21 protein-coding genes are annotated in these 26,083 nt (G+C 54.1%); 5 read left to right on the forward strand and 16 right to left on the reverse strand.

From position 1 onward, the window contains the following. Positions 1-27: 27 nt before the first annotated feature. From L2731_RS15990 to L2731_RS16010, 5 genes are all read right to left on the reverse strand, one after another. Positions 28-3,138: an efflux RND transporter permease subunit gene (locus L2731_RS15990; protein ID WP_249254482.1), complete on the reverse strand. Its 3,111-nt coding sequence runs from the start codon at positions 3,136-3,138 to the stop codon at positions 28-30. Next, positions 3,135-4,442, reverse strand: coding sequence for an efflux RND transporter periplasmic adaptor subunit (locus tag L2731_RS15995; protein WP_249254483.1), 1,308 nt, complete (start codon positions 4,440-4,442; stop codon positions 3,135-3,137). Before L2731_RS15995 ends, L2731_RS15990 begins: the two co-directional genes overlap by 4 nt. Continuing rightward, on the reverse strand, positions 4,435-5,088 hold the full coding sequence (locus L2731_RS16000) for a TetR/AcrR family transcriptional regulator (RefSeq protein ID WP_249254484.1): 654 nt from the start codon (positions 5,086-5,088) through the stop codon (positions 4,435-4,437). The genes L2731_RS15995 and L2731_RS16000 overlap by 8 nt, the downstream gene beginning before the upstream one ends. Positions 5,089-5,216: 128 nt before the next feature. After that, on the reverse strand, positions 5,217-6,086 hold the full coding sequence (gene fieF / locus L2731_RS16005; RefSeq protein WP_041508871.1) for a cation efflux pump FieF: 870 nt from the start codon (positions 6,084-6,086) through the stop codon (positions 5,217-5,219). A gap of 64 nt (positions 6,087-6,150) precedes the next feature. Further along, complete coding sequence (locus L2731_RS16010; protein WP_249254485.1) at positions 6,151-6,636, reverse strand: Spy/CpxP family protein refolding chaperone; 486 nt, start codon at positions 6,634-6,636, stop codon at positions 6,151-6,153. 235 nt (positions 6,637-6,871) lie between these two features. Here L2731_RS16010 and L2731_RS16015 point away from each other — a divergent pair, with 235 nt between their 5' ends. Continuing rightward, positions 6,872-7,555, forward strand: coding sequence for a response regulator (locus tag L2731_RS16015; RefSeq protein WP_249254486.1), 684 nt, complete (start codon positions 6,872-6,874; stop codon positions 7,553-7,555). Further along, positions 7,555-8,922, forward strand: a complete 1,368-nt coding sequence (locus tag L2731_RS16020; protein WP_249254487.1) for an ATP-binding protein — start codon at positions 7,555-7,557, stop codon at positions 8,920-8,922. Before L2731_RS16015 ends, L2731_RS16020 begins: the two co-directional genes overlap by 1 nt. Here L2731_RS16020 and L2731_RS16025 read toward each other — a convergent pair. Beyond that, entirely contained in the window at positions 8,906-9,559 is a 654-nt protein-coding gene (locus tag L2731_RS16025) for a TetR/AcrR family transcriptional regulator (RefSeq protein WP_249254488.1), read from the reverse strand. The two genes, L2731_RS16020 and L2731_RS16025, sit on opposite strands and share 17 nt — an antisense overlap. 121 nt (positions 9,560-9,680) lie before the next feature. Here L2731_RS16025 and L2731_RS16030 point away from each other — a divergent pair, with 121 nt between their 5' ends. Beyond that, on the forward strand, positions 9,681-10,550 hold the full coding sequence (locus L2731_RS16030; protein ID WP_160797736.1) for a LysR family transcriptional regulator: 870 nt from the start codon (positions 9,681-9,683) through the stop codon (positions 10,548-10,550). A 52-nt stretch (positions 10,551-10,602) separates the two neighbouring features. On the opposite strand, the gene L2731_RS16035 is transcribed toward L2731_RS16030, so the two are convergent. From L2731_RS16035 to ardA, 5 genes are all read right to left on the reverse strand, one after another. Next, a complete protein-coding gene (locus tag L2731_RS16035; protein WP_249254489.1) occupies positions 10,603-12,516 on the reverse strand; it encodes a methyl-accepting chemotaxis protein in 1,914 nt (637 codons plus the stop codon). A gap of 215 nt (positions 12,517-12,731) precedes the next feature. Further along, positions 12,732-13,859 (reverse strand): hypothetical protein, encoded by a 1,128-nt coding sequence (locus tag L2731_RS16040; RefSeq protein WP_249254490.1) that lies wholly within the window; start codon positions 13,857-13,859, stop codon positions 12,732-12,734. Between the two features lie 111 nt (positions 13,860-13,970). Then, positions 13,971-15,215 carry a dimethylsulfoniopropionate lyase DddY gene (gene dddY, locus L2731_RS16045; RefSeq protein WP_249254491.1) on the reverse strand — a complete coding sequence of 415 codons (1,245 nt, stop codon included), beginning with the start codon at positions 15,213-15,215 and terminating at the stop codon, positions 13,971-13,973. Positions 15,216-15,606: 391 nt separating this feature from the next. Further along, the gene (gene ardB / locus L2731_RS16050) at positions 15,607-15,960 is read right to left on the reverse strand and encodes an acrylate reductase cytochrome subunit ArdB (protein WP_239853475.1); all 354 of its coding nucleotides are present in this window, start codon (positions 15,958-15,960) and stop codon (positions 15,607-15,609) included. Positions 15,961-15,988: 28 nt separating this feature from the next. Beyond that, positions 15,989-17,509: an acrylate reductase flavoprotein subunit ArdA gene (ardA, locus tag L2731_RS16055; protein WP_249254492.1), complete on the reverse strand. Its 1,521-nt coding sequence runs from the start codon at positions 17,507-17,509 to the stop codon at positions 15,989-15,991. Between the two features lie 305 nt (positions 17,510-17,814). Here ardA and L2731_RS16060 point away from each other — a divergent pair, with 305 nt between their 5' ends. Beyond that, complete coding sequence (locus L2731_RS16060) at positions 17,815-18,744, forward strand: LysR family transcriptional regulator (protein WP_239853479.1); 930 nt, start codon at positions 17,815-17,817, stop codon at positions 18,742-18,744. A 123-nt stretch (positions 18,745-18,867) separates the two neighbouring features. On the opposite strand, the gene acuI is transcribed toward L2731_RS16060, so the two are convergent. Next, positions 18,868-19,848, reverse strand: a complete 981-nt coding sequence (gene acuI / locus L2731_RS16065) for an acrylyl-CoA reductase (NADPH) (RefSeq protein WP_249254493.1) — start codon at positions 19,846-19,848, stop codon at positions 18,868-18,870. Positions 19,849-19,950: 102 nt separating this feature from the next. After that, positions 19,951-21,726: a sigma-54-dependent Fis family transcriptional regulator gene (locus tag L2731_RS16070; RefSeq protein WP_249254494.1), complete on the reverse strand. Its 1,776-nt coding sequence runs from the start codon at positions 21,724-21,726 to the stop codon at positions 19,951-19,953. A 338-nt stretch (positions 21,727-22,064) separates the two neighbouring features. Here L2731_RS16070 and exaC point away from each other — a divergent pair, with 338 nt between their 5' ends. Continuing rightward, positions 22,065-23,585 (forward strand): acetaldehyde dehydrogenase ExaC, encoded by a 1,521-nt coding sequence (gene exaC / locus L2731_RS16075; RefSeq protein WP_220043595.1) that lies wholly within the window; start codon positions 22,065-22,067, stop codon positions 23,583-23,585. Between the two features lie 746 nt (positions 23,586-24,331). Here exaC and L2731_RS16080 read toward each other — a convergent pair. The 3 genes from L2731_RS16080 to L2731_RS16090 form a co-directional block, all read right to left on the reverse strand. Further along, the gene (locus tag L2731_RS16080) at positions 24,332-24,712 is read right to left on the reverse strand and encodes a hypothetical protein (RefSeq protein WP_249254495.1); all 381 of its coding nucleotides are present in this window, start codon (positions 24,710-24,712) and stop codon (positions 24,332-24,334) included. A gap of 85 nt (positions 24,713-24,797) precedes the next feature. After that, positions 24,798-25,541, reverse strand: a complete 744-nt coding sequence (locus tag L2731_RS16085; RefSeq protein ID WP_249254496.1) for a hypothetical protein — start codon at positions 25,539-25,541, stop codon at positions 24,798-24,800. Positions 25,542-25,876: 335 nt separating this feature from the next. Further along, the coding region (locus L2731_RS16090) for a hypothetical protein (protein WP_249254497.1) at positions 25,877-26,083 on the reverse strand (207 nt) is incomplete at its 5' end.

The following is a 26,083-nucleotide window of genomic DNA, read 5'->3' on the forward strand; positions in this document are numbered from 1 at the left end:
CGCCCTTTCTATTGGCATCAGTAAAGCCTACAGCTGAGTATGGGGCTTCACCCTGTCAAAGTCGGCCAGTATGGCGTAGGCACAGGGGATGATAAACAGCACCAGCAGGGTCGAGGCGAAGATACCAAACACAATGGACACCACCAGGGGCTGCACCACCTGGGCCTGCAAGCTGGTTTCCAGCAGCAGAGGCAAGAGACCCGCCGCCGTGGTCAGCGAGGTGAGAAACACCGCCCTGAAACGCTCGCGACTGGCACTCACCACCGCCTGATGCACACTGTCTCCCTCATCCACATGGTGGCGTATGTACTGCACCAGCAGGATGGAGTCGTTCACTACGATTCCCGCCAGCGAGATGAAGCCCATGATAGAGGGCATGGAGAGGTTATAGCCCAGCAGCAGATGACCCCAGAGCACGCCGATCAGCGCCAGCGGAATCGCCAGCATCACCACCGCGGGTTCCAGATAGCTCCTGAACTGAAAACTCAGGATGGCAAACAGGCCAAACAGGCCGATGAGGAAGCCTTTTCCCATGGAGCTGCCGGTCTTGGCCGTCTCCTTGGCCGAGCCCTCAAAGTCCACCCTCACCCCTGGGTAGCGCTGCTGCATCTGGGGTAGCCACTCCCGGCCGATCGCGGCTATGGTCTCGTTGGCATTGGCGCGCTGATTGTCCACATCGGCCATCACGGTCACGCTGCGCAGACCATCGATGCGCTGGATGCGCACATAGGAGCGCTGATCTTGCAAAAGGGCGATAGACGAAAGCGGCAGCTGACTGCCATCGCTCAGCATGATGGGGAAGTTGGCCAGGGCCTGCAGATCACCGGCCTGCAGCTTGTTGAGCCGCACCTCGATCTCGATATTTTCCGGCCCCACCTGCACCTCGTCGGCCAGCTGACCGAAGTAGGCGCTGCGCAGCTGGGCCGCCACCAGTTGGCCGTCGATGCCGAAGCTCTCGGCGCCGGGACGCAGGCTCACCTTGATCTCCTCCTTGCCCGGACGCATGTCGTCGAGTATGCCGCTGATACCGTCAAACTGTCCCAGATAGCTCTGCAGCGACACGGACGCCTGTTTCAACATGTCCAGATCGTCGCCCTGCAGGCGGATCTCGATATCCCGCCCCGCCGGGCCCATGGTCGGCTGCTTGAACACCAAAGATAGCGGCATCGCCAGCTCACCCGTCTCGATACGCCAATCGCGGATAAACGCCTCGATTAGGGTGTTGCGGGTCTCTGCCGAAAGCAGATCCAGCCTGACGGTCGCCACATGGGGGCCGCTCTCACCGGCGTCGGCGTTAAAGTTATACTGGGCTGTAATATCGCGGATCAGCTCATGCTCATCCTCCACCTCATGGGTGTATCTATCGCCCACACGCTTGGCACTGGCAATCAGCGTCTCGACCACCTTCTGGGTCTGACTCAGGGAGCTACCCGGCGGCAGTATGATACGCGCCTCGGCGATATCGCCATCCAGATCGGGGAAAGGCACAAACTTGAGCGCGCCGCCCACCACCAAAGAAACAGAGATCAGCAGCAGGCCTATGGTGGCGCCGACGCTGACATAGCGCCAGCGCACCATAAAGGTGACCAGCCTGACTAAGTGATCGTTACGAAACGCCTCGAAGCGGGTGAGAAACTTAGTCTTAAGCTCGCCGATGCGATTGGGCTTACCTTCCGGTTTAGCATGGGTAAGCGAATGATTCAGGTGATTGGGCAAGATCAAGAAGGCCTCGAACAGACTGATGGTCAGCACCATGATCAGCACGGTCGGGATGGCCGACAACACGGCGCCCATCTGGCCATCCAGCCCCAAGAGCGCGCTGAAGATCAACACTGTCGTCAGGAAGGAGGAGACCACGCCGGGGGCGACCTTCTGTACCCCCTTGACCACCGCCTCATGGGGCGCCATCCCCCTGTCGATATGGGAGGCGATCGACTCGGCGATCACTATGGCGTCATCCATCATGATACCGATCGCCATCAAAAGCCCCACCAGACTCATGAGGTTGATGGACACGCCAAACAGGCTCATCAGATAGAGTCCGCCCATGAAGGCGACCGGCAGGCCGGCCGACACCCAGAAGGAGTAACGCAGGGAGAAAAACAGCCACATGCTGAGGAAGACCAGGATGATCCCCTGCCAGCCGTTGGTGATCATCATCTTCAGCCTGTCTTGCAGCACAGAGGAGAGATCGTTGGTCATGGTCAGGCGCACACCATCCGGCGCGCGGGCCTGCTCCAGTTCGATAAACTCGCTCACCCTGGCCTTGATCCGCAGCGCATCGTCGGCCTTGTTCTTCTGCACCTTGATCAGCGCCGCGTTGCTGCCATTGAACTGAATATGCTCCTCATCCAGCTCGAATCTGTCGCTGATGGTGGCGATATTGCCAAGGCGCACCACGCTGCCGTCGGGATTGGAGGCGACGATAATCTTGGCCAGCGAAGCCGGGGTGACCTTACGCTCATCGAACCTGAGCAGGATATTCTTATCCTTGAGCTCGATATTCCCCGCCGGCATCTTCACATTCTGCCTGCCGACCTTGTCGGCGATATCGGCTGCAGTCAGCCCCAGCCTGCGCATATCCGCCTGATTGAGCTCGATGCGCAGCTGATGGTCCGAGAAACCGGCAATGGATACCAGGCTCACGCCGGCGTCTATCTTAAGGCGACGCTTCACATCTTCGGCATAACTTTTCAGGTGTGGCCAGCTGGTGTCGGCAACGATGGCGATATCCACCACGGGCTCGGCCCAATCCAGCTCCTTGACGATGGGCGGCTCTATCTGCGCCGGAAAGTTGTTAATCGCGTTGATCTGGGTCTGTACATCCACCAACATGCGTCCCAGATCTGCCTTAGGTTCCAACTTGAGGCGCATGGAGGCGACCCCCTCCTGGGCGTCACACTTCACCTCTTCGATATTGGCCAAACCATCGACGGCGTCCTCCATCCGCAGGCAGATGCTCTCCTCCACCTCGACCGGCGAGGCGCCGGGATAGACCACAGTGGCCATCACATAGGGCGGGGCAAACTCGGGAAAGGTCTCGCGCTTGATGCTGCCCATGTTGACGACACCCAGCAGCAGGAAGGCCAACATCAACAGGTTAGCCAGGGTGGGATGTCGGGTGATATAAGCGATCACAGCGGCGCCCCTCCCTCTGCGGTGACGGGCTTAAGTGACATGCCGGGGATGGCCGGGATCAGATCGTTAAGCACTAAGGAATCGCCCGCCTTCATGTCTCCCGTGATGGCCACCAGCTGCTGGTGACGGAACAGCACCTCGACCGGCTTGATCACCAGCTTGTGCTCGGCGTCCATCAGATAGATATGATCGCCTCGTAGCGCCCGCTCGGGGATCACTAAGTGTGGCCTGGGTTTACCGCTGATCACCGCGCTGACAAACATCCCCTTGGTCAGCGGCGGACGCAGCAGGAGATCCATCTGGTTAAAGTCCTGCTCCACCTCCAGATAGACGCCTATGGTGGCCTGATTAGGATTGACGGTCTCGGCGACCCGGGTCACCTTGGCTGGCCAGCTAAAGCTATGATTACCCGCCTGAAAACTGACCTCGGCCTGCAAGCCAAACTCATCGATAGAGGGCATGCTCCTGGGCTGTGATGCCTGCACCAGGCTGCTGACCAGGGCGCGCATGTCCTGCAAGGATAACTCCGCCTTGATCTCGGCGGTGCCCAGCCTGTGGGCCACCAGCATCACGGCACCGGCAGCCACCACCTGATCTTGCTCGATATTGATGTCCGACACCCGCGCATCGAAAGGCAGCACCACCTTGGTCTGATTCAGGCGGCGTTCGGCGTCTTGTAGCTGCGCAATATCGACGCTCAGCTGCGCCTCGCTTACCTTGCGATCATCCGGGAACAGCTTGAGGGAACTCTGTAGATCTTCCACCATCTTGGTCTGGGCCAGCAGCGACTGCTTCTGGTTTTCCAGCTCGGAACTCGATACCAGGTTGCGCTTCTTCAGGGTCAGCTTGCGCTGATACTCCTGCTCGGCCAGCACCAGCTTCTGCTGCTCTATCTTCAGGCTGGTGTTGAGGTTTTTCTCCTGCTGATCCAGGCGGGTCAGCTGCGCCTGGGTGGCGTGCATGCTGGCCTGGGCCTGGGCGACCTTGAGTTGGTACTCCAGGGGATCTATCTCAAGCACCAGCGTACCCTTTGGCAGCATGCGCCCGGTTTCCAGCTGTGGATGACGGTATAACACCTTGCCACCCACCTCTGCCACCGCCTGCCACACATGCTTGGGCTCGACCCGGCCAAAGCCTGTCACCCTGGGAGCGATCGCCTGTTGGGTTAAGGGCGTCACCTCAACCGCCCTGGCCTTATCATAGCCGGCGACTAAGGAGGGTGAGGGTTTCAGCAGTACCGCGAGCAAGATGGCCAGCACGCCAACGCCCACACCGACCAATAGATAGCGTTTCTTGTTATTCATCACTCTCATCCTTCACTTCCATCAGGCCACGCTGCAACAGACGGGTATTTTGCTCGGCCAGCCGCTGTAAAAACGTCGGCGTGATCTCAATACCGACTCTTTGAAGTAGGTTTTCGGGCACGATAAAGGGAAACACCATCATGGCGAAGAAACTCAGCTGGGCGCACTGTGCATCCACATCGTCCTTCAACATACCCTTCTCCTTTAATCGTTGAAATATGGCGACATTCTCAAAGTTAACCACCTCGTAGAAGGCCTTGGTCACCTCGGCATTCTCCGGCAGGCTCTGGTCCAATCCGGCGAGGCGTAGCATCAGGCGGGGAAAGTGCGGATGCTTGCTCATGACGCTGTAGTAGGTCTGCAGCAAGTCCGCCGGACTCTCCTGGCGCACCTCTCTCCTCGCCTTATGGAGCTGGGCCATCACGGGCATCGCCGTCTCGTGGATCATGGCAGAGAACAGGCGCTCCTTGGAGCCGAAGTAGTAGCGGATCAGGCCAGGATCTGTCCCCGCCATGCTGGCGATCTCCCGAATCGAGACCTGGGCATAGGGGCGTTCGATAAACAGATTTCTCGCCGCCAGGATCAGCTTATCGCGATTTTGAGTGTCGCCACTGGGACGGCCGACACGACTCTTAGCTTCTGCCATAAAAATTCCTCTGTTGAGGAATTAATACTAGAAGAATAGCCTTTGAATTGGCAGGGAAATAATTCCCCTAAAGACGGGGTAATGTAGAATTTTCGGCGGCAAAGTCTGGCCTCGCCGCCGGATATCGACTAGATGGGATCTTGGTGGATCAGCACTTCCACATGCTCGAACAGCCTCCTCACCCTTGCCTCGGCGGCATCGGCGATGGCATGGGCCTCCACCAGTGGTAGCCTGCCATCCAACTCCAGATGACACTGCACGAAGGTCGTCTTGCCCGAGGTGCGGGTACGCAGATCATGGAAGCCATTGATGCGGGGATCTTTCTCTATCGCCTGCACTATCTTGAGCTTGGTATCGGCATCCAGCTCCCGATCCAGCAGCGACTGCGCCGAGCGATAGCCTAAGTCCACGGCCTGCTGACCGATAAACAGGGCAATCAGTATGGCGAACAGGCCGTCGGCCCACCACCAGCCAATCTGCGACAAGACAAGCGCCAGCAGCACGGCGCTGTTAAGAAACAGATCCGACTTATAGTGCAGCGCATCGGCCTCCACCACAGTGCTTGCCGTCTTCTCCAGGGCGCGTCTTTGCAGCAAGACCAACGCCAGGGTCAGCACTATGGCAATCGCCGACACCACAACACCCACCATGGCGTGGTTGACCGGGGTTGGGTTGATCAGCCTGTCACCGCCATGCAATAACAGCAGCAGCGCCGAGCCCAGAATAAAGGCCGACTGCGCCAGGGCTGCCAGGGGCTCGGCCTTACCGTGACCGTATCTATGGTCTTGATCCGCGGGCACTATGGCATAGCGAATGGCGATGAAGTTGACTATGGATGCCAGGGCGTCGGCGAAGGAGTCGGTGAGGGATGCCAGCATACTGGCGGAGCCTGAATAGAACCAGGCCGCCAGTTTGATCACTATCAGGGTAAGGGCGGTCGCCACGGCGGCGCGGCTGGCCAGCTTTACCCAAAAATCGTATTGGGAAGTGTCGGTCATAGGGTCATATTACAGCTAATCATTAGCAGGGGAAGAATATGACCCATTGTAACTTAGTTGTGCCCTATCGGCGATCACCTTTACGTCCACTGCGCTTGGCGAAATTCTCTTTAAATTTCGCCTGCTGCTCAGGGGTAAGCATCTGATAGATCTCGCGTTGCATCTTCATGCGCTCTACTGCAGCCTGGGCTCTGAGCTCGCTGCGCTGCGCCATCATGGACTTAAGATCGGCCTCGTTGAAGCTGTCTGAGGTGATTATATCCAGCATCTGCTGCTTGTGCGCGGCGCGCACCTCGTCCGAAGGACGCTTGGCCTGCATCGCCTCGCGGTGAGACTGCATCATCTCCTTCATCTGGCTACGCTGGGCATCGGTGAGCTCCAGACCGCGAAACATCTTATGCATATCGCCGTGATGGCCTCTGTGGTGCTCGCCACGCATCTCATGACGACAACCGCCATCGTCCGGGCCCGCCGCATACGCAGCCGGTGCTAACAGGGCCGCACTGGTCATTAACGCCAATAATCCTGATTTTAGGGTCATCTTATTCATAATCTGCCTCTTACGCTTATTGCGGATAGTTAATTCGCTCTGGGAAGAGCTTCGACACTAACAGTGTACGCCCCCCTATGTAATGCAGGGTTTTCCTAAGGTAAACCTCTGTAAAGTTTGCCCAAAGAGTGAGAATCTGCTGTCCATCACGCCTTTACCTAGACTTACATTCTTAGACTGCAATTGACATCTAAAAGGGTATACTCAAGCTGTTATAGGTGTAGAGAGACGTACCATGAGCCAAATTCTGTTAATCGATGACGATCTAGGGCTAGCGGAACTGCTAGCACAACTGCTTGAACTTGAAGGGTTTAACCTAACCCTGGCCCACGATGGCGCAACAGGACTCGCCCTGGCGCTGGAGCAGCAGTTCGATCTCATCCTGCTCGATGTCATGTTGCCCAAGCTCAACGGCTTCGAGGTACTCAAGGCGTTGCGGGCCAAGAAACAGACGCCGGTGCTCATGCTCACCGCCCGCGGCGACGAGATAGACAGGGTCGTGGGCCTCGAAATCGGCGCCGACGACTACCTGCCCAAGCCCTTCAACGACAGGGAACTGGTGGCGCGTATCAAGGCGATCATTCGTCGCACTGGCCATCAGGTCGATGAGCAGCAGCCCAGCATACTGGAGTTTGCCGACATCAAGCTGGATCCCAGCCGTCAGGAGGTGGTCTGCCAGGATCAACTGCTGATCCTCACGGGCACCGAATTTAGCCTGCTCTACCATATGATCCAGCACAGCGGCGAGGTGCTGAGCAAAGACAACCTCAGCGAGAATGTGCTGGGCAAGAAGCTGATGCCCTTCGATCGTAGCCTGGATATGCACCTGTCTAATCTGCGTAAGAAGCTGCCGGAACGCACCGACGGACGCCCCAGGGTCAAGACCCTCAGAGGCAAGGGCTATATCTGGCTAACCTGATGAAAATTAGCAGTCTTCCCAATCGCATCTTCATCAAGCTGCTGCTGAGTTTCTGGCTCTGTAGCAGCCTGATCATCGCCATCGTCGGCCTGCTGCCCCTTCTGCAGCAGAATCACGATCAGGCCCCTATTCCACCCCATCTACAGGGGCTGCTCGAACGTGTCGTTGAACACCTACAGGAACACCCCGAACTGCTGACCACCAAGCGCGACAAGCGCTGGCACAGACTCAAGGAGATGGGCAACAAGCCGGTGCGCTTCTATGTGGCGGACGAACAGGGCCAACTGATCAACAACCAGCGTGTCTCACGGGGCATACGGCGCTTCATGCTGATGGCCGACGAGGCAGGACACCCCATCAGCCATCAGTTTAAGAGCGAGCTGCTATTTGGCCCCGAACCTTTCGAGATAGAGGGCAAACGCTACACCCTCTATGGCCGCCTCGCCGAGATGCACCCCAGGCCCTGGTTCTTCTTCTTCGCCGAGAATATTGCCCTCACGCTGACCCTGGCGATCTTGCTCTCGGGCCTCTTGTGTGGCCTGCTAGCCTGGCACCTGGGCAAACCCCTGCGCGCGCTTAAGCAGAGTGCCGAAGCGGTCGCCAGCGGCGATCTCAGCCACAGGGCAGATGCCAGCACCACGGCGCGTAAAGACGAGATTGGCCAACTGGCTCAATCCTTCAACGCCATGGCCGATGCCATCGAGTCCATGGTCAACAGTCAGCAGCGCCTGATCAGCGACATCTCCCACGAACTCAGGACGCCGCTGACCCGGCTACAACTCGCCCTCGCCCTCACCCGCAAGAAGGGCCAGACCTCGACCGAGATAGAGCGCATAGGCTATGAGGCGGAGCAGTTGGAGGCGATGATCGCCGAGCTGCTGGAGCTGTCGCGGGTGAAGTTGGATATTCACGAGCATAAGCACAAGTTATCGCTGGCCGAGACCCTGGGACAGGTTTTAGACGACGCCGAGTTCGAGGCGGAGCAGCAACAGAAATCTCTGCTGATCGACATAGACGACAGCCTGATGCTGATGCTCAATCCCCGCCCCCTGGCCAGGGCGGTGGAAAACCTGCTGCGTAATGCCATCCGCTACGCCGAACGGGAGGTCAGCATACGTGCCTACGCCGAGCCCGAGCGGGTGATCCTCAGCATCAGGGATGATGGTCCAGGCATAGACAATGAGGCGGATCTGCAGGCGATCTTCGAGCCCTTCTATCGCCCGCAATCGGCTCGAGAGAGGGAATCCGGCGGCTGGGGACTGGGGCTGGCGATCGCCAAGGCGGCCATACAGGCCCACCAGGGGCAGATAGTGGCCAACAACGCCACCCCTCACGGACTCGAAGTGATTATCAGGCTGCCGCGTTAGTTTGCTGCGGCTCTCTCTGTGCCAGCCAGACTGAAAAGGTTTGCTTGGTGGGAATGCGTCTGTCTGAGTGTCCCATCAGCTGGGCCATCGCATAACTAAATTGATAGTAGGTTTGCACGTCATCACAGCGCTTAAGGCCATCATCGCTATTGATCATGGTGCCGCGAATATAGTTTTTAAGGAGTTCGTAGCGATCAAAGCCAGGACGATCGCCAACGGCTGAGATCATGCCCTGATTCCACTGACAATATTGTGCAAATAGATCATTAAATCTATCGCGATACACCTCTGATGCCTGCTGCAATAATTCTTGATTGGGCATCATGCGCTCTATCACAAAGCGCTTCTGCGCCAAAACATCATACAAACGCTGACAGTGATGGAACAGGTAGCATTCAAAGGGATCGGTATCGCCTTGCTGTTCACATTCGGCCGCCTTGAGCCAACCTTGGTATTGGGCACAGGCAACCGCCACCACCAAGTCTGCATCTGTGGTGAAATGATTATAGATGGTTCCCTTGGAGATCTGGCTGGCCGCAACGAGATGAGAACGGCACAGATCGAAACTCTGATGCCCCCTAAGGCAGCGCTGCGCCACCTCAACAAGATAATCTGTTCTTTGCTCCCAGCTACTCATATCGACCTCATCACACTTTACGAAACATCTTAATTGCAACTTCACAATCAAACGATAACAGTGTTCTCTAACCAGGGATATTGAGTAATACTGATACCACTATGAACAAAGCCAATAGCCCATGTTAAAGATCGAATTGCTAGAGAGCTTCATCGCCGTCGCGGAATCGGGCAACCTGTCGAAAGCCGCCGACAAGATCTGCCGCACCCAGTCGGCCCTCAGCCTGCAAATTAAGAAGCTCGAGGAGAGCGTGGGGCAGGAGCTGTTGATCAGAGACAACAAGGGCGTCACACTCACCGAGTCCGGTGAGACCCTGCTTAACTACGCCTACAAGATGTTGCAGCTCAACTCGCAGGCGCTGGATGATCTCAAGGAATGTCAGAACCGTGAAATCATCCGCCTGGGTGTGCCGACCGACTATATCAAGCGTTACCTCGGCAGCTGCCTGCTGGAATTTATTCGCGAATTTACCTGTATCGAGCTGGTGATCGACACAGACGTCAGTGGCAACCTGTATAAGCGACTGCAGCAGGGAGAGTTCGACCTTATCGTCGCGACCCACTGGCAGCCACCGGCCAACGGTGAATTGCTGTTTGAACGCAAGTTTCATTGGGTGGCAGCTAAAGAGGGTAACGCCCACAAACGCGAAACCATTCCCATGGCGCTCTACCCGGAAAACTGTCCGATACGGGCTCAGGTGTTTGCCAACCACCAGCTGACCATGAGGCCGATCAACGTGTTGCTATCAACCCCGTCACCGCAGGCGCTGTGCATGGCGGTGGAGAACGATCTCACCATAGCTCCCATCGCCGAGTTCAGGATCAACGACAGGATGCAGATTTTGGATCCAGTTGAACACCAGCTACCCGTACTGCCAGTGTTTAACGAGTCCCTCTATCTCAATCCCGATACCCAGACCGACGCGACCCAGCAGCTGATCACCCTGATCAAGGCCAACGTCAACAACCTAGCCGAGAGTTATCCCGGCTAAGTCGCGGCGCACAATCACGGCTGTGCCAGTCGGCACAGCTGCTATACGCGAGTTAACCTAAGGTAAATTTATCCACTACTGCCAGCAGCTTCTGATTCGAGGCTGACAATTTAAGCGTCTCATCACGACTCGCCGAACCGCTATCTTCTAACACCACCACCATGTCGCGTATCTCGGCCATATTGCGACTCACCTCCGCCGACACCATACTTTGCTCTTCAGCTGCGGTGGCAATTTGAGTATTAAGATCGCTCACCGTTTCCACCGACTGAATAACCTCATCGAGATTGGTTGTCACATTGTTAGTCCAGTGATTGGTTTTCTCGCAGGTTTCCTTAGTTTGCACCATGGTAATGACAGTCGCATCGATCCCCTTGAGCAGCTGACTCAATGTTGATTCTATCTCGGCGGTGCTCGATTGAGTTCTGGCCGCCAGTGCCCTCACCTCATCGGCAACCACAGCAAATCCGCGCCCCGGTTCACCAGCCCTTGCGGCCTCTATGGCGGCATTTAACGCCAATAGGTTAGTCTGATCGGCGATGTCGCCAATCACCTGCAGCACCTTAGTGATCGTTGCTGCGTCATGGGCAATATTACTGATGCTACTCTCGGTCGCCTCGACATCTTCTATCAATCGCTTAACCGTCTCACGAGTATTAGCCACTATCTGTTTGGTGTCATTGATCTGCGAACTTGCCAAGGTCGCCACCTGTGAACCCTGCGAGGTATTACCAGCCACATCGTTTGCCGTAGCGCTCATCTCCTCGACGGCGGCCACTATCTGCTCTGTCTCTTGCACATGCTTGCTCAGCACCTGGCTGTTAGCGTCCATCTGCCCCTGCAGCGCGACAATACTCCGCCCTATATCCTGCGAGTCGGCATACAGCTCCTTCACGATCCCCTCAAGATGCGCAATAAAACGGTTAACGCCGGCGGCTATATCACCGAGATCATCACGGCTATTTACTGGTAGCCTCATGGTGAGATCGGCTTGCCCTTGTGACAAACCTGTGACCACTTGCTTAAGTTGTAGGATTGGACGATACAGCCAATTCAGAATAAGTAGCACCAATATGCTACTGACCAATAACATGATGCCGGAATTGATCAAGGCCGCCTCTAGCGCCTCATCGACCTTGGCATAAGCGATATCTTGATCGATATTAAGCACAAGAAACCACTTTTTCTTTCCCTGTAATAGCGGAATGACATGACTGTAGAGCAGCAAGTCTTTGCCTGCTTCCTGATACGCTGAGGCGAATTCCTCCCGCGTCACCATCTCTTGTTCCAACAGCCCCCAGCCTTGCTGGCTCATCAGTTTACCCGCCTGTAATTCTGTCATATTGGAGGCCAGCACCTTGCCCGCTTCATCTATGATGGCCGCCGATGCACCTGGAAAATTGATGCTACTGACTGTGTCCTCTAGGATCTCCAGGCCAATGTCTCCCGACAGCACACCATCTCCCACATCGGTGACTATGGAGATCACCGGGTTCCCGGTAACCATATCGACATAAATATCGGTCAATACCGCCCTGTCACTGTTTCTGGCCAACTGATACCAGCCCCGAGGGCGAGGATCATATTGACTGGGATCGGCGATGCCATTGTGCCAAATCGCATCATCGACTACGCTGGCGTATGAGCTGCCATCTTCAAATCCCCAAAAAACCGAGTATAAAAGGCTATTCTCTTTGACCAGCCTAGCCAGCATCACATAGTCACCATTGAGTTGACCGCGCCTGTATTGTGCCGCTAGCGCATCAATACTATTGGCCTTGCTCATAAACCAATTCTGTATCCCTTCAGCCTCAAAGCGTGCCATGGTTTGCAGCTCACTGTTCACCTGTTCGACGGTGTTGGCCTTTAAACTGAGATAAGAGAATAGGTTAGACAGTGCCAAACACAAAGACACTAAGATGATCACCGACAGGGTGATGGTTTTCTTGAAACCGATGGTTTTCATTGCAGGGCTAAGCTCATCATTAGGGCAAATTAACTGACGCCTACTTTATCGACGGAACCCATTCCAAGCTGTGACCCTGACTGCCGATTAGAGCTTAATCGATTAAAATCAGATACTTTTATTGCTAGAAAAAAATGCCAACCCTAAGGTTGGCATTTTTAATGACAGAGATACTGACTATCGCTTCACGCTTCTAAGCGCTGTTGCGTTAATGCTTAGAAGTAGTAACCAAAGTTGATGTTGATACGCTTGTCCCAACTGTCACCCACTTCTGGCAGACCCACATGGCCGTTATCACGGGTCGAGGCATACATATTTTTACCTACAATGAAATCGACCATGGTATAGGTGGCACCGGCGGCGATGGCACAGCCTGTGACGTTCTGGTAGCTAGTGTCATAGCCGTCATCGGCCACATCTGGAGTCACCATGCCGAAATCATTATAGAACTTCAGGCTACCCCAATCGGTCGCTATCGTCTTGGCAAGGTTAACGCTATAGGCCTGAGCCTTAGCCGCAATCTCATATTGCCAATTGTAGGCCGCCACGGCGATCTTATTACTATCTACGGCATCGGCGGCGTCATATTCATATTGCATCGCCTGTAGCTGCAGGTTCCAACCTTGGTAGCTGCTATCCGTGTGCAGCGCAACGGCATAACGGTCGCCATTATTGCCCGTCTTATTGTTGTAGATCTGGCCGAATTCGACAGAGGCGCCAAACAAGGTCCTGCCACCTTCGTAGCTCATCTCATAGGTTTGACGAAGGTTTAGCTGGTTAGTCTCCTCGTTGTTGTACTCGGTACCATTCACTACACCACTGTAAAGATCGGTTGAGTAGCGATCGGCGCGGCCGGCGCCGTATTCGGCATTCTTGTAGAAGGCCATCTCTGTGCCCCAGGCACCACTGGAATATACCCCTTTAACACCCAGATCGTAGTCATCCTCGAAGCCCAGGTAATAAGGCACGCCAAACCAGAAGCTGTTAGAGATGAAGCCTGGATTGCCGAAGGGCACCTGGTTCACACCAAACTGGATCTGCCACTCGGGATTAAGGTCATAAAAACCATAACCGTAACGCAGCGCCTGCCAGCCATCGAAGAAACGATATTCGCTCGCTAAGCCCCACTCACCGAGTTTGCCATTAAACTTGATCGCCGCCATATCGAAGGCAAAGTCACCCCCCTTGTCTTTCGAGCTCTCACTGTAATCTTTATAGGCGTAGTTCACCCTCACTGTGCCCGACACATCGATGCCATCTTCTTGTTCTTGTGCCTGGGCCACTCCCGCCAAGGCCAGGGGCAGCAGCGCCGCCACGAGAGATATATTAAACTTCTTCATCATTTCACCCTTTATTGTTAATTGCCGTGCAACAACGGCGCACGGCGAGCCTGGCCATATGCTTGGCCTTACTTAAGCTGTACTAGGTTTTACTGCGCTGTATTTAAGCTATCGTTACCACTTGAGATGGGTTAGATCGCACTGAATCACTTCATCTTTATTGGCTGGTGTGCCTGGATTTTTCGCCGATTCACACAGCAAGGTGGTGCCATAGTCATTACGCTTATCGTGGGCGTTACTTCTTGCCCAGACGGAGACGATGGCCCGCTCTTCAGGCTTGGCCTCGCAGCTGCCGTCGACATCGAAGGCATGTATGGTGTTCTGATGGAAATAAAGCAGGGGATCTTGCTGATAGCTACCGGCTAACCACTGGGTATGGCCGTTGTGCTGAGCGGCGTCGAATTGCACCCTGCGCATCTTGTCATCTTCTTTAACAGTGGTCAGCAGAGGAGAGTCGGCGCGCACGGCAAAGCTCTTGAACTGATTGGTACATGCCGGCACGCGCATGTTGTAGTAGATCTCTGAGATCGCGTGATTATGATAGGGGTAGAGGGTATCGACCGACTGCACCGTCATCCCCACCTCGGCGCCCACCTTCTCACCATTGATCTCATCGATACGCAGCAGCCCCCAGTGGCCGAAGATCTCGGCATAGGCGTAACCGCCGCGAATGTTGTTAAAGTTCTTATCGTTACGCTTGCTCTCTTCGGCATACATAGGGAACCAGCCCGCAGCCGCCCACAGGTTTGGCAAGGCGTTGGCGCTGATGTCATAAGGGAAGGCTGAAGGCATCTTCACCTCATCGCCAGTAACCATCTTGGCGAAATTTTTAGTGAACGTCTTACCTAGCTTCTGCACCTCTTTGTTGGTCACCTTGGTCTTAAAGAACTCGTCGAAAGTGGTGCGCTTAAAGTGCTGGGCCACAGGAGAACGCTTGGTGAGCTCACCGCCTGGGTTATAGATCCAGTTGACCTCTTCTCGGGCACCGAAACACTGCTTAGCCTTGTCCGGGTTATTGATCACCTGATAGATGTTTTTCACCATCAGCTTCATGTCACGACGATCCATGATGCACATCTTCTGGCCACCTTGGGTCGAATCGAACAGTGCCTCATCTGAATTGAGACAGTGACTGTTTTCGCCGTTGGTTAAGGCCACAGCATAGGCCTTGAGGTAGGTCAGGGTCTCGTCCCACAGCATATCGACGTACTTCTGATCCGCCTTGGTGTGCTTGACCGGTTCGCCCAGGCATTTGAACTCGGCATTGTCGATATCCTGCTGATCAAGAAAGTCGGGAAGGCTCGCTGCCATCGCACCATTAACCGATAACAACGACAAAGCAATGATTGTCTTTTTCATTCATCTCATCCTTATTTACATATTATTTTTTCACCACTTACTGAGCGGCATAATATGCTTGGAATCCGTTCCAAAAATGTAATCAGCACATATTTGCAACAATTTGAACAGGGAAAGGACAACCTAGCTCACATATTCACTAACAGAATGTTTATAAAGAAAATCATCAAAAATTAGCGGCATAAAAAAGCCCCTAAGTCATGTCGACCAAGGAGCATATGAAGCGAAACTGTTAACAGTAAATTGTCTTTGCAGGGATAATAAAACGGTCAATGTCGCTAAAAAAATTTTTCCACAAGCCAAGGGGAGCACCATAACTTGTGACCCCTAGATAAGGGGAGCTAAGATGGGATGAGACCCATGACTTCATGGGTCTCGCACTCAGGGAGTATTACTCTTTATGCTTGTCAAACTTGAAGGTATGACAGTTGCTGCATAGAGGTTTCTTCGCCTTGTGCTCGCCGTGGCATTCCTGACAAGGCAAGTCTTTACCATAGTGCAGGTTGTTATGTGGGTTCTGCCACTTATCCTCTTCACTACGGGCGGTTTGCTCGGCTAAATCATCGACATCGTGACACTGTAGACAGGCCTGGTCCGACGGGAATTGCTTAATGCCATTGTCATGACATGTCTTGCAATCTTTGCCGATCACCTCTTTGTGCCAAGGGCGTTGATCGATCGCTTGAGCTGACAGACTCACTAAGCCACCTAAGACCAGCGCGAGTACAATATTTACCTTTTTCATTATTGATTCCTCTTAGTTACCGGTCGACTTAGGCTTTCATGACGCTGCGTGCAGCCGTCATACCCATTACCATACACTCAGGAATTGAGCAGCTACCCAGGCGGCTGACGCCGTGGATACCACCACAGACTTCACCGGCCGCATACAGGCCTTTAATTGGCTGACCTGTAAAGCTGTCTTTCACCTCAGCCTTGGTATTCACCTGTACACCGCCCTGACAGTAGTGCACTTTCGGCCATAGACGTACCACGGTAAATGGCGCCTCGATATACTTATCCTTGGCCTTGGTCATGTTCTTACCGAACTGCTTATCTTCGCCGCTCTTCACGTAGCTGTTGTACTCTTCAATCTGCGCTTTCAGCGGCTTGAGAGGTACCTCGAAGTGCTTCGCCAGTTCTTCGATGGTGTCGAACTTCCAGCCTACGTTGTACTTGATCACCTTCTTGGTGTTTGGATGCTTCTTAGAATCCTTGTAGCTGGTGATCAAAATTGGCGGCAGCGGATTGCCCTTCTCGTCGCGACACGCCAGTTCGGCATCGGCACGAGTCTTACGGTCGGCGATTTCATTCATAAAACGCTTACCCGTTAGGCGGTTAATAGCCATTGAATGCGGGAAGTTGTAGATAGAGTAGTTAGACACATAACCAAATCCACCTTCGTCAGGCGACGCCCATGGGCCAGATTGAATGTGTGCTAAGTGAACCGGAATCGCGCCCAGGCGGAACATCTCATACATGCCTTCACCGGTTGCGCCCGGGGCATTGGTACAACCCACCTCTGAGGTCAGGGTCGGATCCTGCGCCATACGCAGATCGACGTTTTGCGCGAAGCCGCCGGTGGCCATGATCACGCCGCGCTTGGCACGGATCTTCAGCACCTTACCAGGCTGGTCTTCACCGAAGTGATAGTTTTGACGCATTTTAACGCCAACCACTTCGCCCTTTTCACCCACCAGGAAGCCTTCGAACTTTGAGCGGTTGTGCATATGAACACCCAGCTTCTTACATTCTTTATAGAGCGGCTGTGTGATACCGGCGCCACAGCTCACTGTGGTTTGATAGGTACGTGCCACCGAGTGGCCACCAAGCTGCTGCAGGTAAGGATGGAACTCGGCACCTGCATCCATAGTCATCTGCAGGGCCTCGACGGCATGGGATGCCACATGGCGCAGCAGGGCTTCGTCGGCAATACCACGGCCAGACTTAAGCTGATCCGCCACCATACGATCGACCGAATCTTTAACGCCTTCTTTCTTCTGCATCGGCGTACCAGGCGCCGCAAACAGACCACCGTTAATGGCGGAGTTACCACCGAAGTAGGCCATCTTCTCGAAGATATGCACATCTTTCGCGCCCTTGCGCGTCGCTTCAATCGCGGCCGCTAAGCCGGCAAAACCTGAACCGATAATCAATACTTCGACTTCTTTATCCCATTTCACACCGTCAGCTTTCTCGGAAACTGCCATTGCAGGTGCGGCCATTGCGATACCCGCAGCGGCACCCATACCTTTAATGAAATTACGGCGTCCTAGCAGATCTACGTTGCTCATCTGTTATCACCCTTTTTTGTTTTATTCGACAGCGCCATCTTAGGACTGGAACAGGTTCCAAAACGGGAGTTAATCAACAGTTGGTTTCAAAACAACTTGTTAACATCGCTAAACTTATAGCTAGCTTCAAATTTGCTCAAAAATACTACTTTATGGGTATTTTGGAAGTCATTCCAAACCATGACGTATGGAGCCATAACCCCTTGAAGAGATTGCGACTTAGCGCAACGATAAGCGAAAAAGTCAGACAAGATGGGCACCACACTGGTAAGTTAGGTCATATACAGATCTACCTTGGCCGACCTATGGAACTCGAAGCTATCTATCGTCAGGATTTAAGCCTGTTAATCGCCCTGCAAGTCTTAGTCGAGGAGCGCAGCGTTACCCGCGCCGCCAAACGATTACACCTGAGCCAATCCGCCACCAGCCGCATCCTGGGACGTCTACGGCAGATGCTGGACGATCCACTGTTTTCTCGGGTGGGCCAGCAGCTGGTGCCCACCCAATATGCCCTGGACTGCTATCGTAAGTTGCAGGGGCCAACCAGTGAACTGCTCACCCTGCTGACGCCCAGCGCCTTCGTGCCCAGCCAATGTCGACAGGCCTTCACCCTGGCCGCCACCGATTTTGCCATTCAGGGTCTGCTGCCCTTCATCCTGCCGGAGATCTATCGTCAGGCGCCGCACATAAGGCTCAATATCCTGCCGGTGCAGCACCAGACGCTCACCGAACAGCTCAGCGTGCAAGGAGTCGATATGGCGATCTGCCGCGCCCTGGGTCAGGCGTCACCGCTTTCCAGCACGCCCCTGGGACGTGTCGGCGTCAGTTGCCTGGTCTCCAGCGATCATCCTGTGGCGGATCGCACTATGACCCTCAGGGATTATCTGCACTACCCCCACGCCACCATTGCCATCAGCGACGGAGTGAAGGCGATAGTCGATGCGGCCATTGCCCAGCACCCACCGCGGCACGAGTGCCTGCGCACCGCCCACCTCGACAGCGCCCTGGCACTGCTGGCGATTCATCCGCTCATCATCACCCTACCCGAGGGACTCGCCGAGATGGCCGCCGCCCGTCACCGACTCAGGGTTAAACCCCTCCCCTTCGACATTGCGGCGCTCAACTACAGCCTGTTTTGGCATTCGCGCTGCGAATTGGACAAGGCCCAGGCCTGGCTGCGCGGCATGATCACCGACCTCATCAGGCCGATGCTTGCCCAGCAAGCGCAGCCCTAGGCGCGGCGAGCCACGTCTTAGCGTTAGAGATTGAAATAGCATTAGCCGGTGAGCAGGCAAAAAAAAAGTGGCCATGAGGCCACTTCTTTGTCTTTAATCTTTATCTATGATCTAGCATTAGATTTACACCTTCACCAGCACCCGGCCAGTCACCTTGCCTTTAACGATATTGCCGGCGTACTCGCCAAGCTGCTCCAGGCCGATAGTCTGACAGGCCTGCTGGTAATACTGCTCCGGCAAGAGCTCCAGCACCTGCTCCCAGGCCTTGACCCGCTTCTCAATCGGGCAGGCAACCGAGTCGATCCCCAGCAGGTTAACCCCGCGCAGGATAAAGGGCATCACAGTCGTCGGCAGGGCAAAACCACCCGCAAGACCACAGATGGCGGCGCTGCCGCCGTATTTCATCTGCGCCAATGCCGTCGCCAACACCTTGTTACCAACGGTATCGACCACCCCCGCCCAGCGCTGCTTCTCCAGCGGGCGACTATCTTGTTCAAGCTCGCTGCGATCGATAACTTCGCTTGCCCCCAGGGCTGTTAGCCAGTCGCCGTTTACCTCGACGCGGCCAGAGCTGGCCACCACGCGATAACCAAGCTGAGCCAGCAGGGTCACGGCCACGGAACCGACACCGCCGCTAGCACCCGTGACCAGCACGTCGCCATCTTCTGGGGTCACGCCCGCCTGCCGCAGCGCCTGTACACACAACATGGCTGTCAGGCCAGCCGTGCCTATCATCATCGCCTTGGCAGCATCACAGCCCTTGGGCATAGGTACCAGCCAGTCGGCCTTCACTCGCGCCTTCTCGGCCATACCGCCCCAATGGTTCTCGCCCACGCCCCAGCCGGTCAGAATCACCTCGTCGCCCGGTTGAAAGCGGGGGTCGGCCGACTCGCTCACCACACCGGCAAAGTCTATGCCAGGCACCATGGGGAACTCGCGAATGATCTTGCCCAGGCCTGTGATCGCCAGGCCATCCTTATAGTTGAGCGATGAGTAACTCACCTCCACCAACACGTCGCCCTCGGGCAGTTCGCTCTCAGGTAGCAGTTTTACATCGGCTTGGGTCTGTTTATCTAGCTGGGTCAATACGAGTGCCTTAAACATGGGGCCTCCTTATAAACAAGTGAATCGACAGACTAGTAGATCTGCCGCCGTGAATACACTGCACATTTTGCATGATCGGTATGCACAAGGGGCATAACTAGGTCACGGTTTTAACCCTAAGCCTTTGAGTTTACGATAAAGTGTATTACGGCTGATCCCCAGGTGTTTGGCACAGCGACTCACATTGCCTTCAAATCTGTGATAGCTAGAGACTATGTTGGCATTGACCATGAGACTCAGCTCACTCTCGCAATCCTGCATCTGCTCCTCGGTCGCTCTCGCCTCCTTGAGCTGTTCCTGCACAGTGTCGGGCAGATGCTGCCACTGCATCACAGGTTCGCCATCGGCCATCAGGCAGGCCACCTGCATCAGGTTATCCAGCTCCCTCAGATTGCCCGGCCAATCATGGGCCAACAGACGCTGTAACAGCTGAGGGCATAGCTGCTGTGGCGCCTGGCGATAACGTTTGTGCAGCTTGTGGATGATGCGCTCAATGTCGCTGCGCTGGCGCAGTGGCGGCAGGGTGACCTGCAGACCATTGAGGCGATAGTAGAGATCTTCCCTAAAGGCTCCCCGACTCACCAGCTGGCGCAGATCCGCATGGGTGGCGGCCACCACCTGAATATCCACCTTGTAGCTACGATTGCTGCCCACGGGCACCACCTCGCGCTCCTGCAGTACCCGCAGCAGTCGGCTCTGGGTGGCCAGCGGCATCTCGCCTATCTCATCGAGAAACAGAAAACCGCCGTCCGCCTGACGTATCTTGCCCTCGAACCCCTGACGGGAGGCGCCGGTAAAGGCACCCGCCTGGTAACCAAACAGCTCAGACTCCACCAGCTCGGCCGGCAGGGCGGCGCAGTTAACCGCCACCAGCGCGCCGTGGGCGCGGGCGCTCTGACCATGGAGTTTCTTCACGAACTGCTCCTTGCCCACCCCTGTCTCGCCGCAGATCAGCAAGGGAATGTTACGCCCCACCACCTTATTGGCCTGTTGCCAGGCGCGCTCTAGCTTAGGGTCACGAAAACGCACGCCTATCTGCTGGCTCACCAGCTGACTTGGCCGGGTTTCGACCAGCTGCTGGGTCTTGAGATGCAATCGCTGCTCCTGGCACAAGTGCTCGCCACTGTTCCAACTCGCCCCCAGATGACGGTCGATATCGTCGCCGATGCACGGCCTGTGTAGCAGACGCTTGGCCATTGCGTTGCAGCCCAAGATCTTGCCGTCGACATTGGCCACCACTATCCCCTGCCAGCCTGAGGTGATCAGCGACGGCTGCTCGGCGAGATCGATGCGGTAGTGACTGCCGGGCAGATGACACAGCAGCGCCGTCTCTATCTGTTGCACCAGGCTAGCGATGAGCACCAGGGTCTGCTGGGTATGACGCTGCTGCTCGCTGGTGATGTCGATGGCGCCTAGCAACTCTCCGTCGGGGGAGAAGATGGGGCTGGCGGTACAGCTCATAAATCTGTGGTGACGGATGAAGTGCTGCTCGCCGATCACCGCCACCGTCTGCCTGGCGGTCAGGGCCGTGCCTATGGCGTTGGTGCCCTTGTGCTCCTCACGCCAGTTGACCCCCACATCCAGGGCGACATTGGCCAGCTTGTCCGAGTAGCGGCTGACGCCCCAATGGCAGAGCACATAGCCGTCGCGATCCGAGAGGATCAGCCGGCTCTGGCTGTGGGCCATCATCTGATTAAACAGGGGCAGCGCATGCTGTTTGGTGAGATTGATGAGTTGCTTGTTGGCATGATGCCGCTCGGCGAGCGCCTCGGCGTCGAGTCGTAATTCTTGCGGTAACTTGGCTTCGCTTAACCCTGCGCCCTGACTACGAGACCATGAGTCAGACAACCAAGCCTGTGTCTGTGGAGCTATCGTCATAACAGTGTTCCATTTTGGCACACCCGAGGTGCGCACTTATGTCACAGTGCATGCCAACTGCCAGTGCTACACCATCCTGGACCACACACATTCGGACATCAAAAATTAGTTTTTCATCATACTGTTACTCCAGCCACATCACAACTCCTGCCAGTTTGGCCTAGGCTTTGCCTTAGTGCTTACGACAGCTAGTAGGAAGCTGCGCCCTAATGAACACAAGCGTGACACTCAAATGGGGCACAGATAAAAAATTTAAACCTGTTGTTTTTTAAACATAAAAATAGGACGCCCGGCAGAGGCGTCTTTCGACAAGACAAAACCATACAAGGAAGCTCAAGATGATCTACAGCAAGCCAGGCACGACAGATGCCATAGTTAACTTCAACAGCCGTTACGACAACTTCATTGGGGGGCAGTGGGTCGCGCCTGTGAGCGGGGAATATTTCGATAACCGCTCACCCGTCGACGGCCAGGTGTTTTGTCAGGTGGCCCGCTCGGACGAGCGCGATATCGAGCTGGCGCTGGACGCCGCCCACGCCGCCAAGGATGCCTGGGGCAAGACCTCGGTGACCGAACGCTCCAACTTACTGCTGAAGATAGCCGATCGCGTCGAGCAAAATCTGGAATTTCTGGCCGTAGCCGAGACCTGGGAAAATGGTAAAGCGGTACGCGAAACCCTGAATGCGGACCTGCCGCTGTTTGTGGATCACTTCCGCTACTTCGCCGGCTGTATCCGCGCCCAGGAAGGCAGCGCCGCCGATATCGACAACAACACCGTCAGCTACCACTTCCCCGAGCCGCTGGGCGTCGTCGGCCAGATCATCCCCTGGAACTTCCCACTGCTGATGGCCGCCTGGAAGATAGCACCAGCGCTGGCCGCCGGTAACTGCATAGTGCTCAAGCCCGCCGAGCAGACACCCGTCTCTATCCTGGTGATGGTCGAACTCATTCAAGACCTGCTGCCGGCCGGCGTGCTCAATATCGTCAACGGTTTCGGCACCGAGGCGGGTCAGGCACTGGCGGTCAGCAAGCGCATCGCCAAGCTGGCCTTCACCGGCTCGACTCAGATTGGCCACCATATCCTCAAGTGCGCCGCCGAGTCGCTGATCCCCTCCACCGTCGAGCTGGGCGGCAAGTCGCCCAACATCTACTTTGCCGACGTGATGGAACAGGAAGATGAGTATCTGGATAAGGCGGTTGAGGGCATGCTACTGGCCTTCTTCAACCAAGGAGAGGTCTGTACCTGCCCGTCACGTGTGCTGATCGCCGAGTCCATCTACGACAAATTTATCGACAAGGTGATCGCCCGCGCCAAGACGATCAAGCAGGGCAACCCGCTGGATACCGACACCCAGGTAGGTGCCCAGGCCTCCCAGGAGCAGTTCGATAAGATCCTGAGTTACTTGGAGATAGGCCGCAACGAGGGTGCCGAGGTGCTAATTGGTGGCACCAGCTGCCAGCTGTCTGGCGATCAGAGCAGCGGCTTCTATATCGAGCCCACCATACTCAAGGGCCACAACAAGATGCGCGTCTTCCAGGAGGAGATCTTCGGCCCCGTTATTTCGGTCACCACCTTCAAGGATGAAGCCGAGGCTTTGGCCATCGCCAACGACACCGAATATGGCCTGGGCGCAGGCGTCTGGACCCGCGACATGAACCGCGCCCAGCGCATGGGCCGCGGCATTCAGGCGGGACGCGTGTGGATCAACTGCTACCACGCCTACCCTGCCCACGCCGCCTTCGGTGGCTACAAGAAGTCAGGCATAGGTCGCGAGACCCACAAGATGATGCTCAGCCACTACCAAAACACCAAGAACCTGCTCGTCAGCTACGACGTCAACCCGCTAGGTTTCTTCTAACCTAGCAAGCTAGCTCAACCCAAAGCCTGCTGAGGCTGGATCTCAGCAGGCGCTATCTCCTCATGAAGGGATAGCTAACTAAGTCAGCTAGCATCAAACTGATTTGAAACATGGAAGGGGTGATTTTGACCATGGGCTCATGATGGGCTTATTTGAAGAGGCATCAAACTGACTTTGGTATTTGAAGAGGAAGTTTGAACCATGGCTTCATGGTGTATCGATTACCTGCGGACGGTGCAGCGCATGGATGCGCAAATGTCATGATGACAGGCAGAGGGCTTATCCTTTCATCCCACAGACATTCCCATATCACTATGAGTCAGACGTAAAGGACGACCTTATTTGAGGGAAAATCAAACTGGCTTTGATATTTGAAGGGGTAACTCGAAGCATAGCTTCATGGTGTATCAATTGCCTGCGGCAGGCCGTTCGTGCAGGTACTTCTGCGGCACGCTGTGAACCCTTCCTTGGGCGCTCTACGGCAGCATCTGACCTCCACGGACGGAGGGAATGCCAAAAAATGTCGGGAACATTTTTGGCCCTGTCACGGTAGGCCTCAGACGCACCTACACAAAATTTCCCACCTCTTCGATTTGACTGCTTTTTAGTCTCACAGGAAAGTCAAAAGCAAAATCATATTTGGACAAAAGTGAGTTTGAAATTTAGTTTTAATCCAGTAGGTTAGGATTAACGTTCAAAGCAGGGGCGGCGAAGCCGTCCCAGCCTGCCTTTGCTTGTTAACCGCGTCAATCGCAGGTTCCTTTAATGTCGCCGACAAATAGGTTTCCACCATTGAATGATCCGTACCCTGCAATAGACTTGGTGAAAAGCACTTTCCCCGCACTTGGGTAAACGACCCATGTTTCAATAGTTGTTTCCCCATCAGCTCGAACGTCTTGGCATAATAAGGTAGCTGAGCCGACTTGATCGCATTTCATGTTATTAGGCGTGATACTGCTCGACTTTCCATTCAACTCTAAGATGAACTTGCCACTACTTATTCCATCATGAGATATCTGATACCCCTCATGTGCTCTCGTCGAGTAGCCTTTCAAATCGCCAACAACATAGCACTCCGCTGAAGCGAGATGAGCAAAGAAAATCAAAAATGTTAAAAATAAACGCATATTCCATTCCTGCGGTTAACGCCTAGTTTTGCGGAACAGATAGGCTCCATAATTTATTTCCGCAAGAGCGTCTTGTTAAGCGCCTTTATATATGATGATGTAAGTTAATATTGATCACATTACGAATTTCTTTAATTAACCGCTCATTAATCAAATAGTTATCTTCTTTGCAGATTTGAATAAATCTATCTTTTCTTGTGTCTGAATTGTTAACTGAGTCGAAATATAGCTCTTTTACTTTTAAGTTCCGAGGATAATTCCACTTTTTATCAAACCATAAAGATGTCAGAAGGGCTAACCATTCAGCGTGACGTCGATGATAATATGTGGAGTTTTTTTCATCTGAGTTTTTCATTGGTCTTACATTTTCTTGTTTATTATATGATTTAACCCAAAAATATGAAATTAACCAATCATCAATAATTACATCTGAAACACTTGCCAAAACCAAATTTGAAGGAATAGTTCCAGACATTACTAGTAAACCCAAACTTTGTAAACCATCAGCAATATGATAGGAAATAGTATTTTGCCAAGTGTATTTACCATTAACTCTTGAATTTATTGTCGATAATGCATTCCAAGAGTCTTGATCTTTTTCTAAGAAATCTAACGCCAAATTTCTTGTTTGCCTAATACTGGTTTGCTTTTTTCCATCGATATCCAGTTCAAAGTCAGGCTCAAACTTTCCTTCAACATAATCATCATATATATGATTTCTATACACGGAAAGATCAAGGCCATTTTTAGATGTTTCACTTGCCTTTTTATTTGTATCAAAAGTTATATAAGCAATAAAAATTGCAATTATAGATATAAATATTTCCATAGATTACTCCAATGCACTGAACATTTTATTAGTGCGCATGCACGTTTACCTCATTAGACCAGTGAAAACGCACATTGTTAACTGATTGTATTACAAAGAAGTTATCACCTTTACTTAAAATACACCATCTGGAAAAACGCGCAAGGATACAGGATGAAAATCGTTCAAAATCCTTATGATTTTAATATGACTGTATCCTTATCCAGATTTTAATGGGGAGTAGTGAATTACATCACAGGAGTGCAACGATGAATATCTTTAGGTCAGAAAGTCGGTTCGGTACTGAACCACCGACAAGGTGTTAACTCAATTTTGGGCATAAATAAATTAGCGCTTTAACTCCCCAATCTCCCCAACACCGCCAAATCGAAGAGACGATAGATACCGAGTGTAGATGCATCTGCGGACGTCGATGGCAGGGATGCCATCGTCGAGCCTCCACGGATGATGAGATGGACACCTCTTGTGAAGTCGGCGTCAAAAGCGCCATATTGAATTTGCACGTTCAATATCAACAAAAGGTGTCCACTATGAAAGTTACT

The organism is Shewanella aquimarina (assembly GCF_023349185.1).
GTDB classification, from domain to species: domain Bacteria; phylum Pseudomonadota; class Gammaproteobacteria; order Enterobacterales; family Shewanellaceae; genus Shewanella; species Shewanella aquimarina.